The organism is Acinetobacter higginsii (genome assembly GCF_000369845.1).
GTDB classification, from domain to species: domain Bacteria; phylum Pseudomonadota; class Gammaproteobacteria; order Pseudomonadales; family Moraxellaceae; genus Acinetobacter; species Acinetobacter higginsii.
In genome coordinates, this window is sequence record NZ_KB850211.1 from 704,971 (window position 1) to 716,941 (window position 11,971).

Sequence of the window (11,971 nt, forward strand, 5' to 3'; positions counted from 1 at the left end):
GAAAAATTTCATTAAAAAAACAGCTAAATTATTGAAAAAAACAGATAGAAACATCGGAAATAACTAAAAATAATTCTATTAATTGTGATAAACCCATGATAAGCTCGATGCGTTTTAGAAAGTTGTTTAATGCAAATTAATTGTTTTAAACTCTATAACAAATGGATGTAACCGGAAATTGTTGATAGTTTTACAGAATGATTACAAGCTTTAAAATTATAAATATTTTAAAACCTTGTTGGCTCTGCTGTTTGCAACACCGGAAGGTCCTTATCTTTCAATATCTGAGGATTGACTTATGACAGCTCGTGAACAAGGCGTAGTAAAGTGGTTTAACGACACTAAAGGCTTTGGTTTTATTCAGCGTAATGGTGGTGATGACGTATTTGTTCATTTTCGCGCAATTATGGGTGATGGCCACCGTTCTTTACGTGACGGCCAACGCGTAGAATTCAGTGTTGTTCAAGGACAAAAAGGTTTCCAGGCTGAAAACGTTCAGCCTTTAGACTAATTTGTTGCCTTAACGCAATAAAAAACGCCCCAATCTTATTGGGGCGTTTTTATTTTTTATGGTTTATAATAATGACTTTCTTTTGGTCGTTGATGGTTCGAGAGCATATATGACATCTGGTTTTGAAACCTTAAATTTACATCCGCAGTTGAAGAAAGCGATTGATGCTTTGGGTTTTACACAAATGACCCCAATTCAGCAAAAGGTTTTAAAATATACATTAGCAGGGCATGATGCTATTGGTCGAGCACAAACAGGCACAGGAAAAACAGCTGCCTTTTTGGTTAGTGTGATCAATGATCTACTCAATAATCCAGTTCAAGAGCAACGATTCCGTGGTGAGCCACGTGCGTTAATTCTAGCGCCGACACGAGAGTTGGCATTACAGATTGAAAGTGATGCGCAAGCATTAACCAAGTTTTCAAATCTACATCTTGTGACCTTATTGGGCGGCGTAGATTTTGAAAAACAAAAGAAAATGTTGGATCGAAACTTTGTTGATATCATTGTTGCAACACCAGGACGTTTGATCGATTTTGTGGAGCAAAAAGAAGTTTGGTTGGATAAAATTGAATTTCTGGTGATTGATGAAGCAGATCGTTTGTTGGATATGGGCTTTATTCCATCGGTTAAACGAATTGTTCGTTATTCACCATTTAAAGAGCAGCGTCAAACTTTAATGTTCTCTGCAACATTTAGCTATGATGTTCTTAATTTGGCACGTCAATGGTTGTTCGAGCCTGTAACGGTAGAAATTGAACCTGAGCAAAAAACCAATAACGACGTTGAGCAACGTGTGTATGTCGTTGCTAAACAAGATAAATACAAGTTATTGCAAGATATTTTGCGTGAAGAGCCAATTGATAAAGTCATGATCTTTGCAAATCGTCGAGATCAGGTACGCCGTTTGTATGACCATTTGAAACGTGATGGTTATAAAGTTGGTATGTTATCTGGTGAAATTGCACAAGATAAGCGTTTAAAAATGCTAGACCAATTCAAACAAGGTAAGAACAATATTATGATCGCAACTGATGTTGCTGGTCGCGGTATTCATGTGGATGGTGTTTCGCATGTGATTAACTTTACTTTGCCTGAACAGTCTGATGACTATGTACATCGTATTGGTCGTACAGGGCGTGCTGGCGCGCAGGGTGTGAGTATCAGTTTCCTGTCGGAAGATGATGCATTCTATTTGCCAGAAATTGAAAAAGCGATTGGTAAAAAATTACCATTAACGCGTTTAGAGGGTTATTGCTAAGTCTTGATCCATTTTATTGGATGTATTTAAGCGCAATATCTTTTAAGCAAAAGGCCAAATCATACTGTGATTTGGCCTTTTTGATTATTTAGTCAGAATAACAACTCAAATTACACAAAAGATTAAAGATTTTTTTATAATTACTGTGATTATTTGCTGAATTGAAATAGATCAGCATGTAGAATATGGCGCATTACCTGGGAGGATATTATGGCTCTAATTTCAATGCGCCAGCTCTTGGATCACGCTGCAGAACATAACTACGGCGTACCAGCGTTTAACGTAAACAATTTAGAACAAATGCGCGCAATCATGCTCGCTGCAGATGCAACGAATTCACCTGTTATCGTGCAAGCTTCGGCTGGTGCGCGTAAATATGCGGGTGCACCATTCTTACGTCATCTTATTTTAGCTGCGATTGAAGAGTGGCCACATATTCCAGTGGTAATGCATCAAGATCATGGTACAAGTCCTGATGTTTGCCAACGTTCAATCCAATTGGGTTTTAGCTCAGTGATGATGGATGGTTCATTGGGTGCGGACGGTAAAACGCCTACAACCTATGATTACAATGTTGATGTAACTCGTCGTGTTGTAGCGATGGCACATGCGTGTGGCGTTTCAGTTGAAGGTGAGATTGGTTGCTTGGGTAGCCTTGAAACTGGTATGGCGGGTGAAGAAGATGGTGTGGGCGCAGAAGGCGTACTTGACCACTCTCAGCTGTTAACTTCAGTTGAAGAAGCAACTCAGTTTGTTGCGGATACCAATGTTGATGCTTTGGCGATTGCTGTCGGTACTTCGCACGGTGCGTACAAGTTTACACGTCCACCTACAGGCGATATCTTGGCTATTGATCGCATTAAAGAAATTCATGCTGCGTTACCAAATACGCATCTTGTAATGCATGGTTCAAGCTCAGTACCGCAAGAGTGGTTGGCGGTGATTAACCAGTATGGTGGCGATATTAAAGAAACTTATGGTGTACCTGTAGATCAGCTTGTAGAAGCGATTAAGCACGGTGTACGAAAGATTAATATTGATACCGATTTACGTTTGGCTTCTACTGGCGCAATGCGTCGTATGATGGCTGAAAAACCAAGTGAATTTGACCCGCGTAAATTCTTTGGTGAAACAGTTGAAGCAATGAAGCAAATCTGTGTGGATCGTTATAATTCATTTGGTACATCTGGTAATGCAGATAAGATTCGTCCAATTTCTTTAGAGAAAATGGTTGATCGTTACAAATAATCAATTTGTAATATGGAAAAATAGCGGCAATTGCCGCTATTTTTTTAATTGATTAATTTTTTAAATAAAAAATGCCAGCGAATTGCTGGCATTTTTATTCTGCATATTTATTTTTGCTGTGCTTTTGAGTCTAAGCTTGCATCTTTGATTTCAACGTAGGCATTCGCACGAAGTTCACGCATCCAGCTATCAACTTCGGTATCGAACTGACGTTCACCTAAGATCTGGCGTGCCATACGTTCCTGAACTTCTTTGGTCATATCCTGTTCACGAGTATCCATGACTTGTAAAATATGCCAGCCGAATTGACTTTGGAATGGCTTGCTGATTTGCCCAACAGGTGTTTCTTTCATCACCTTTTCAAATTCAGGTACCATTACGCCTGGACTTACCCAACCTAAGCTACCACCATCCCGTGCTGAACCTGTGTCATTTGAGTAGGTTGCAGCAAGTGTTGCGAAATCTTCACCCGCCTTAGCACGGTTGTATAGGCTATCGATCATTTGCTTAGCGCGATCTATGCTTACAACTTCAGAGGGTTGGATCAGGATATGGCGTGTCTGGTATTGAGAGACTAGTGCTTTTTGTTCGTTTTGCTTACGTTCAAGTAGCTTTAATACATGCACACCATCACGAACATTGATTAACTCGGTGGTTTGTCCAACTTGAAGTGGGGCAATACGTGCTGAGAGTTCCGTTGGGATTTCTGATAATGAGCGGAAACCCATGTCAGCACCATCGACTTTCACTGAAGTTGTTGATAGCTTAGAGCTAATCGATTTGGTGTCATCACTTGTTGTGAGAGATTGTTTTACCTGTTGCGCGACTTGCTGTACTTCATTGTTATTTTCACCCGAAATGCGCATGTGAATTACATGGACTTGAGTACCTAGCGCAGCTTGACCTTCTGGTGATTTAAGGAAGTTTTCAACATCATGATCACTGATTTTAATACGTGACATCACTTGTTGCTGACGTAAACGACCAATGGCTAAATCTTCTGCGACACGGTTGCGCAAGTTTTCATATGTACCCGGTGCAATTGCATCTAACTTTTGTTGAAATGCTTCAAGAGTATTTGCACCTGATTGATTTGCGACTTTTAGTACGGCAGCATTTAAGCTCTTTTCATCAGGCTTAATGCCATAACGCTTCACTTGCTCTAATTGAGCTTGGCGAATGATGAGTTGATCAAGCACTTGCATTTGTAAATACTGTTGTGGAGGAACAGTTTTGTTTTGTGCTTTCAACTGGTGTTCTGTTTCAGCAATCCCTTGTTCTAAATCACTTTTTAGAATGACACTACTATCTACAATGGCAACAACCTCATCCGTAGGCTGTGCAAAGCTTTGCATTGATGAAGAAATTAGGGCAGCGAGAACAGTTGCTTTAAAGATATGTTGAAAAGGTTTTATCTTCATTAACGTTGTGTCCAAGATTGATTAATTTTGTTGAAACCTAAAACTCTGTTTTCTAGGAGAGAAGCAAGCTTATTGTTTAAAGCACCGAGACCTTTTAGGGTGAATTCAGCCATAACAGCATTCTTTTTACGAACGCCTGGGGTGTTTGGATCATCCAGATCATTGTAGTAAGAACGACCATAAACTGAGACAGCCCAACAACATGACTCGTAATTTACACCAAGTAAATATTCACGCATCACATTATTATCAATGTCGTATTGAGCATGACCCATAATACGCCAATTGTCTTTTACAGGTTGTATAAAGGATGCAACAACTTGGTCATAAGAATCTTGTCGATCTGGGATATCTTTACGGTAAAAATAGCCTAAGTTGTAAAGATTACCTTTGTCACCCGTATAGTAAGCTTGGAAATCGCGCTGTGCATTTTCGCCATTCGACATCCATGCAGAGTTAGAGCTAATGGTAACGTTCTGATTCAGTTGGCTGGATAAGCTAATGATGGGACCGGTACGTGTTTGGGTGTCAAATTCATCGAGTTTTTCATTTAGACTGACACGACGGTCACTAAAGTAATAACTTTGACCAATGCTTGCTTTAATGCGCTCTAGGCCTTCAGTATCCAGCAAGCTATAAGTCACACCGAGCGACAAGAAGTTATTGTCATCTAGACGGTCATGCCCATAGAAGCGATATGGGTTGAACAACTGATCATAGTTGATCGACGCTGTAGTCGAATCAAAGTTTGGATGATCATCTTGATTCTTATAAGGTGAGTACGCATAAAAAGCACGAGGAGAAATACTTTGTAAATATTTACCTTCTTTCTCGAACGTTAAGCCTGTGGCAAGAGTGAATTGGGGAACAACAACTGATTTCTCTAAATCATCAGAAGCGGACAGTCCACGGCCTTCTTTTGAGTCTTGATCGTAGAAGGTGTTAATACTGCGTACAGAGACTTCTGGGACGACATAGAACCAAGAAGGGGTTAAATAGTTGTAACGAACTGCAAACTGGTTGTAAATACGCGTACCACTTGACTCTAGTGCAGATCCATCATCTACAGACTTTTTGAAATAAGCGGTATCGTTATTAAACTCGTATTGTAGACCTTGTGGATCACCGGTCACGTAGTTTAGTAAGAATTGTGGAAGTCGAGCGTATGGTCTATCGACATCTTTAATGGTTTTGTCTAAGGTTTGGAAATCTTCAACCTTTAACTGAGCTTTAAGACCTGGAATTCCATTTTGGTAATTCAGTTCCCAAGCACGACGTAAGTTTAGATCGGTTCGTGCGTTCGGATTATTATTGAAGTCTGCGAAGTAATCTTTATCTGATGCGTAGTTATATTCTAAATTGGTCGACCATTGATTATCGATTTTCCAATTATGAACAAAATGAAGGTCATCACGTGCTTCGCCGCCATATTGATCATCTTTGGCGATATAGCCCCCCCAAATACGACCCGCACCAAAGTTTTCGGTCATATAGCGGAAGTCAGCATCTAATTTCGGGCCACGTTTGCTCATGTAGATCGGGGTGAGTGTGAGATCATAGTTTGGCGCAAGATTGAGATAAACAGGCGTGATTAGCTGCGCACCACCATCATTGCTATAGCCAAAATTTGGACTCAATAAACCCGTAGTGCGTCGGTCATCAATCGGAAAGTTGAAATATGGAACTGCAAGTATAGGTACATCTTTGACATAAAGCTTGGTGCCGCGGGTTACACCGCGACCTGTATCTTGGTTTAGCTCAATTTCTTTGGCCTGAATTTTCCATGCAGGTTTTTGCTCGGGGGGACAAGCGGTATAGCTCGCGTCCTTAAAAATGACTAAATTCTGATTTTCCCGTTTTATTTGACTGGCATGGCCATGCGCATGCTGTTGTTCAGAGATATAGAAACTATTGTTTAAATCACCAGTTTGGGTTTTTAAATTATAGTTAATCGCATCACTTTGGGTAAGTAATCCTGATTGAGCAACTTGAACACGACCTTCGGCATTGGCAAATGTTTGTGTCGAATCAATTGTAACTTGATCGGCACGAATGGTTCGGCCTTCTTGATCAATGACTACATTGCCTTGTAAAACAGAATCACCTGTCGGGTTGTAATGTCCATAATCAGCGGTGAGCACAGAAGTGGTCGTATTTGCATTACCAGCTTTTGTTTCAGGGTTGATTGGGGTGACCCAAGTCCCTTGGCAAAATGAAGAGCTTAAATAACGATTGTCACGTAATTGCGCTTCTGGTGCAGATTTATCTACATAATATTGCTGGAAAAAACTTTCCCCAGGATAACTTTCTTGGTTTTGCTGTTCTTGATTCTGTCGAATGGCAGCTTTGAGCTGTTTATTGTCAAGCGTAGAGACAGCATCAGCTTGCGCCGCGAAACCTGATTGAATCGAGCCACCGCACAAGAGTGTCAAAATAGCTGTTGCTAAAGGATTAAATTTAAACTGATGTTTCATTGTCTCATTAACCAATACGCTAATTCACAATTAATTATTGTCGCATCATAGAGAAAAAGTTGATAAGTGGCTACACTTAAGCTTTCAAAATCTCAGCTAGTTTTAGATTTTATTGCAAATGAATACACAACGTGAACAATTGATACAAACTTGGCTTCAAGCCACTCTCCAATCTGATCAATTTGAGATCAATTTTTTAGCAGGAGATGCAAGCTTTCGCCGCTATGCGCGAATTACGATACAAAACAAAACATATATGCTCATGGATGCGCCTCCTGAAAAAGAAGATTGTGCGCCATTTGTCAGCATTGATGAGTTTTTTGATAAAAATGGTGTGCGAGTTCCACATATCGTTGCGAAAGACTTAACCTTGGGTTTATTACTGCTTGAGGATTTTGGTGATGTTGTTTTATCAACATTACTCAATGATCAAACAGTTGATCAATACTATGCACAAAGTTTTAAGCAGTTGATTGAATTACAGCAGATCAATGGTAATGCACAATTACCTGCGTATTCTTATGAAAAGTTAATGACGGAAATGCGTTTGTTGACAGACTGGATGTTGCCATCATTAAACATTCAACCGACAGAGCAGCAGTTGGAAACGATTGAGCAGGCATTTGATTTCCTTGCGATTGAGGCGACTAATCAACCGCAAGTGATTGTACATCGTGACTTCCATAGTCGTAATTTGATGAAAATCGAAGATGAGCAAGAGCTTGGTGTAATTGACTTCCAAGATGCAGTGATCGGTGCTGATACGTACGATCTCATCTCGATTACGCGTGATGCTTATGTGCAGTGGAATGCTGAGCGTGTCTATGAATGGTTTGAAGTGTTCTATAACTTATTGCCGGCAGCAGCGAAAGAAAATCGTAGTTTTGAGCAGTTCAAACGAGATGCTGATCTGATGGCGATCCAACGTCATTTGAAAATCTTGGGTATCTTTGTGCGTCTATTTGAACGTGATGGCAAATCAGGTTATTTAAAAGATTTACCGCGCGTGATGTGGTATTTGCTTGAAGAAAGCCAAGGTTATGATGAACTGAATGACTTTATGCAGTTCATTCGTGACATCGTGATGCCGAAGTTTATTGAAAAATATGGTCACTACGAGGTTGCAGCATAATGAAAGCAATGATTCTTGCTGCAGGTCTTGGTAATCGTATGCGACCATTAACCTTGCATACGCCAAAACCTTTACTGGAAGTCGGTGGGAAGCCACTGATTGTTTGGCATATTGAGAAGTTGCAAAAAATCGGCGTCACCGAGATTGTCATTAATACTGCTTGGTTGGGTGAAAAACTTGCTGCTGCTTTAGGTGATGGCTCTCAATTTGGTGTAACTATTTTATGGTCACACGAAGGTGAAGGCTTGGAAACAGCAGGCGGCATTATTAATGCGTTACCATTGTTGGGTGATGAACCTTTTATTTTGGTCAATGGTGATGTCTGGACCACAATGGATTTTTCTTCATTGTTGAATGTTCAGCTTGAAGATAAGCAAGCGCATTTAGTCTTGGTTGAAAATCCACCTCAGCACTTAAAAGGTGACTTTATCCTAGCGAATGATTTAGCTTACACTTTTGAGCAAGAGCAATTGGGTGAAGCCTTAACTTATAGTGGTGTGGCTGTTTTTGCACCACAGATGTTTGCAGGTTTGGAAAATGGCAAACGACCTTTAGCACCATTATTGAAACAAGCCATGCAGCAGCAGCAAGTTTCAGCTGAAAAGTTGCAAGGAATTTGGGTGGATGTTGGTACACCTGAGCGTTTAGAGCAGCTTGATCAACAAATCAAGCAGGGCGCGTTTGCATAATAAAAAATGCTTTGTCTATCTGTGATTTGCATAAGAAAAGACAAAAACTTAAAGGATTGTGCAGTTTATCATGCTTGTAAATGATTAACTGCATAATCGTTCAACAAGTCCTGCTGTGCCTTGTATCAGAAATCGGTATACTGCACAGCAAGTTTATCGAGATGTCGCACTGTTATGCATCCTTTTTTTCAAGAATTAAAGCAAGGTAGCCAAGCTTTAGGTCTTAACCTAAGTGAAGAAGCCCTAACACTCTTATTGAAATATCAAGATGCGCTAGTGCTATGGAATAAGGCATACAATTTAACGGCAATTCGCGAGCCGAAAGAAATGCTGGTTAAACATTTATTAGATAGTTTAAGTATCTTAAATGATTTGCCCCAAGGCCGTTTGTTAGATGTGGGTACGGGCGGTGGTATGCCGGGCATGATCATTGCATTATGCCAACCAGAACGTTCTTGTGTACTATTAGATTCGAATGGGAAAAAGATTCGTTTCCTGAAGCAATTTATTGCAGACTTAAAACTGAAAAATGTAATTGCAGTCCAAACTCGTGTTGAAAATGAAGACAGCATTGGAGAACTTGGTCAGTTTGATGTCATTACAAGTCGAGCATTTGCTTCATTGACCGATTTTGTAGATGCAGCACAACCATATATGCATGAACAAAGTATCATTGCTGCAATGAAAGGCTTAATCCCAGAGGATGAAGTTGAGCAGATGAAAGATCAGTATTCATGTAAGATCATTGAACTGCGTGTGCCAAGATTGGATGAACAGCGTCATTTACTTTTACTTCAACGTATTCAATAAAAAATATTAAGGGTAGTCATGGCTCAAATTATTGCGATTGCAAACCAAAAAGGTGGTGTGGGAAAAACCACGACAGCAGTCAATCTTGCTGCCTCTTTGGCGATCTTGAAAAAACGTGTCTTGTTGGTCGATATGGACTCACAAGGGAATGCCACCATGGGGTCTGGTATTCAAAAGAATGATTTACTTTATTCAGTCACAGATGTGTTATTGGGTGAAGTGCCGATTGAAACGGCGATTCAAAAAGCTGAAGTGGGTTATAAGGTTTTAGGTGCAAACCGTGAACTTGCGGGTGTAGAACTTGCCATTGCAGAACAGGAAGGGCGAGAGTTCATTCTTAAAAATGCACTGCAAGAAGTTGATTCTGCATTTGATTATATTATTGTCGATTGTGCACCAAGCTTAAGCCTGATCACGGTGAATGCCTTGGCTGCCGTAAATGGTGTGATTATTCCAATGCAATGTGAATACTATGCTTTGGAAGGTTTGGCTGATCTTACACAGACCATTGATCGTATACAAAAAGCCCTTAATCCAAACTTGGAAATCGTTGGGGTATTACGTACCATGTATGATGCTCGTAATGCGTTGACCCGCGATGTGTCTGCTGAATTAGAGCAATATTTTGGTAAAAAGTTATATGAAACGGTCATTCCTCGAAATATCCGTCTAGCAGAAGCGCCAGCCCATGGTTTACCTGTGATTTATTTCGAGAAAAGTTCCAAAGGTGCGATTGCATATTTGAACTTAGCCGCAGAAATGTTGAAGAAAAGTAAAGTGAAAAAAGGAAGTGCTGTATGAGCATCAAAAAACGCGGATTGGCTAAAGGTCGTGGTTTAGATGCGCTATTGGGTTCAATTCAAAAAGAGAAATTGCAACTTGAAGCACAAGCCTTGGATCATGGTCAACTCAAGCAAATTGATGTCAATTTATTGAAACGTGGTGAATACCAACCACGTCGTTTTATCCAAGAACAAGATTTACAAGAGCTTGCAGCATCAATTGAAAAACATGGTGTGATGCAACCGATTGTGATCCGTCCTGTGGATGATGAGCAACATCCTTACGAAATTATTGCGGGCGAACGTCGCTGGCGTGCTGCCCAATTAGCAGGTTTGACTGAAATTCCTGCGATTGTGCGTGACTTAAATGATCAAGTCGCAATTGCCTTGGCTCTAATTGAAAACATTCAACGTCAAGATTTAAACCCGATTGATCAAGCAGTCGCTTTACAGCGCTTTCATGATGAATTTGGTTTAAGTCATCAAGAAATTGCAGATACGGTGGGTAAGGCGCGTACAACAGTGAGTAATCTGTTGCGCTTGTTGAGCTTAGCTGATCCGATTAAAGACCTAATACAACAAGGTCAGATTGATATGGGACATGCCCGTGCAATTCTGACTTTGAAGCCCAAAGATCAAATTGCAGTTGCGCAAATCGTGATTGAAAAAGGTTTGTCAGTACGTCAGACTGAACAGTTAGTTCGTGAGTGGAGTGAACCAAAGCCTGAAAAGGAAAAGGCCCAAATTTCTCCAGATATTGAACAATTGACTCAGAAACTTTCAGAGCGTTTCGGAGCAAATGTGAAAATTGACCATAACCAAAAAGGTAAAGGGAAAATGGTCATTCATTACCACTCATTGGATGAGTTGGATGGAATCCTCAATATTTGTTTACCTAACTAATATTAAGGGTGGATTTGTTAGTCGCTTTCGAGGTTATTGAGTGATTAATGAATCCGAATCTATCCTTTTATAGTTTAAATATTATTGGGGAATAATATGTGGGAACTTGTGAAAGCGGGTGGTTGGTTAATGCTGCCCCTCATTCTCTCATCAATTTTTACGGTTGCGATTACACTTGAACGATATATTCGTTTAAAACGGTCACAAGTTTTGCCGCAGGCGTTGCTTGTTAATGGTTCGGATGTTGAATCGGTGATTGCTCGTTTACAACAAGATGATGCAGCAAAAAGCCCACTAGGTCGTATTTTAAAAGCGGGTTATGAACATCAAGATCAAGGCGAACAGTTTGCGCGTGCTCAGATGGAAGCAACGGCTTCACAAGAAATCAGTCATCTCGAAAAAAATATCAATTTCTTAGGCACTCTGAGTGCAATTGCACCTTTATTAGGCTTGCTTGGAACGGTCCTCGGGATTATTGAATCATTTTTGGTGATTGATGTTGGCTCTGCTGGTAATGCTAGTATGATGATGCCCGGTATTTCTAAAGCCTTGATTACAACCGCTGTCGGGATGTTGATTGCGATTCCTGCAATGATTGCTTATCGCTATTTCCAGCGAGTTGTGCATGAATATATTGCTGAATTAGAGCAACAATCGACTTTGTTTCATGCTGCGCTTTTTTATAAAAAAACAGCACATGTCCAAGAACACCGTCGTGCAAGCTAAGCCGAGGTGCTCGT

General features: G+C 40.3%; 11 protein-coding genes. 9 read left to right on the forward strand and 2 right to left on the reverse strand.

The genetic code is table 11. The features are described 5' to 3' along the window. Positions 1 to 298: 298 nt before the first annotated feature. The 3 genes from F885_RS16630 to fba all read left to right on the forward strand — a co-directional run bounded on the left by F885_RS16630 (position 299) and on the right by fba (position 3,020). Positions 299 to 511 carry a cold-shock protein gene (locus F885_RS16630; RefSeq protein WP_004653893.1) on the forward strand — a complete coding sequence of 71 codons (213 nt, stop codon included), beginning with the start codon at positions 299 to 301 and terminating at the stop codon, positions 509 to 511. A 109-nt stretch (positions 512 to 620) separates the two neighbouring features. Beyond that, positions 621 to 1,772: an ATP-dependent RNA helicase RhlB gene (gene rhlB / locus F885_RS16625; protein ID WP_005204238.1), complete on the forward strand. Its 1,152-nt coding sequence runs from the start codon at positions 621 to 623 to the stop codon at positions 1,770 to 1,772. A gap of 210 nt (positions 1,773 to 1,982) precedes the next feature. Beyond that, positions 1,983 to 3,020 (forward strand): class II fructose-bisphosphate aldolase, encoded by a 1,038-nt coding sequence (gene fba, locus F885_RS16620; RefSeq protein WP_004653891.1) that lies wholly within the window; start codon positions 1,983 to 1,985, stop codon positions 3,018 to 3,020. A 107-nt stretch (positions 3,021 to 3,127) separates the two neighbouring features. Here fba and F885_RS16615 read toward each other — a convergent pair whose 3' ends face one another. Next, positions 3,128 to 4,441 (reverse strand): peptidylprolyl isomerase, encoded by a 1,314-nt coding sequence (locus F885_RS16615; protein ID WP_005204235.1) that lies wholly within the window; start codon positions 4,439 to 4,441, stop codon positions 3,128 to 3,130. Further along, positions 4,441 to 6,915 carry an LPS-assembly protein LptD gene (locus tag F885_RS16610; RefSeq protein WP_005313411.1) on the reverse strand — a complete coding sequence of 825 codons (2,475 nt, stop codon included), beginning with the start codon at positions 6,913 to 6,915 and terminating at the stop codon, positions 4,441 to 4,443. Before F885_RS16610 ends, F885_RS16615 begins: the two co-directional genes overlap by 1 nt. Before the next feature lie 118 nt (positions 6,916 to 7,033). Here F885_RS16610 and F885_RS16605 point away from each other — a divergent pair, with 118 nt between their 5' ends. The 6 genes from F885_RS16605 (at position 7,034) to F885_RS16580 (ending at position 11,957) form a co-directional block, all read left to right on the forward strand. Beyond that, a complete protein-coding gene (locus F885_RS16605) occupies positions 7,034 to 8,047 on the forward strand; it encodes an aminoglycoside phosphotransferase family protein (protein ID WP_005313414.1) in 1,014 nt (337 codons plus the stop codon). Next, positions 8,047 to 8,736: an N-acetylmuramate alpha-1-phosphate uridylyltransferase MurU gene (murU, locus tag F885_RS16600; protein WP_004806607.1), complete on the forward strand. Its 690-nt coding sequence runs from the start codon at positions 8,047 to 8,049 to the stop codon at positions 8,734 to 8,736. Before F885_RS16605 ends, murU begins: the two co-directional genes overlap by 1 nt. Positions 8,737 to 8,910: 174 nt before the next feature. Next, entirely contained in the window at positions 8,911 to 9,546 is a 636-nt protein-coding gene (gene rsmG / locus F885_RS16595) for a 16S rRNA (guanine(527)-N(7))-methyltransferase RsmG (protein WP_004806608.1), read from the forward strand. Between the two features lie 18 nt (positions 9,547 to 9,564). After that, the gene (locus F885_RS16590) at positions 9,565 to 10,347 is read left to right on the forward strand and encodes a ParA family protein (RefSeq protein ID WP_005204229.1); all 783 of its coding nucleotides are present in this window, start codon (positions 9,565 to 9,567) and stop codon (positions 10,345 to 10,347) included. After that, on the forward strand, positions 10,344 to 11,231 hold the full coding sequence (locus tag F885_RS16585) for a ParB/RepB/Spo0J family partition protein (RefSeq protein WP_005204226.1): 888 nt from the start codon (positions 10,344 to 10,346) through the stop codon (positions 11,229 to 11,231). Before F885_RS16590 ends, F885_RS16585 begins: the two co-directional genes overlap by 4 nt. Before the next feature lie 96 nt (positions 11,232 to 11,327). Then, positions 11,328 to 11,957 carry a MotA/TolQ/ExbB proton channel family protein gene (locus tag F885_RS16580; RefSeq protein WP_005204224.1) on the forward strand — a complete coding sequence of 210 codons (630 nt, stop codon included), beginning with the start codon at positions 11,328 to 11,330 and terminating at the stop codon, positions 11,955 to 11,957. Positions 11,958 to 11,971 lie beyond the last annotated feature (14 nt).

Excerpts from the sequence above, each read along its gene's own strand:
- F885_RS16630 (WP_004653893.1), top strand. The coding sequence starts at position 299 with ATGACAGCTCGTGAACAAGGCGTAGTAAAGTGGTTTAACGACACTAAA.
- rhlB (WP_005204238.1), top strand. The coding sequence starts at position 621 with ATGACATCTGGTTTTGAAACCTTAAATTTACATCCGCAGTTGAAGAAA.
- fba (WP_004653891.1), top strand. The coding sequence starts at position 1,983 with ATGGCTCTAATTTCAATGCGCCAGCTCTTGGATCACGCTGCAGAACAT.
- F885_RS16615 (WP_005204235.1), bottom strand. The coding sequence starts at position 4,441 with ATGAAGATAAAACCTTTTCAACATATCTTTAAAGCAACTGTTCTCGCT.
- F885_RS16610 (WP_005313411.1), bottom strand. The coding sequence starts at position 6,915 with ATGAAACATCAGTTTAAATTTAATCCTTTAGCAACAGCTATTTTGACA.
- F885_RS16605 (WP_005313414.1), top strand. The coding sequence starts at position 7,034 with ATGAATACACAACGTGAACAATTGATACAAACTTGGCTTCAAGCCACT.
- murU (WP_004806607.1), top strand. The coding sequence starts at position 8,047 with ATGAAAGCAATGATTCTTGCTGCAGGTCTTGGTAATCGTATGCGACCA.
- rsmG (WP_004806608.1), top strand. The coding sequence starts at position 8,911 with ATGCATCCTTTTTTTCAAGAATTAAAGCAAGGTAGCCAAGCTTTAGGT.
- F885_RS16590 (WP_005204229.1), top strand. The coding sequence starts at position 9,565 with ATGGCTCAAATTATTGCGATTGCAAACCAAAAAGGTGGTGTGGGAAAA.
- F885_RS16585 (WP_005204226.1), top strand. The coding sequence starts at position 10,344 with ATGAGCATCAAAAAACGCGGATTGGCTAAAGGTCGTGGTTTAGATGCG.
- F885_RS16580 (WP_005204224.1), top strand. The coding sequence starts at position 11,328 with ATGTGGGAACTTGTGAAAGCGGGTGGTTGGTTAATGCTGCCCCTCATT.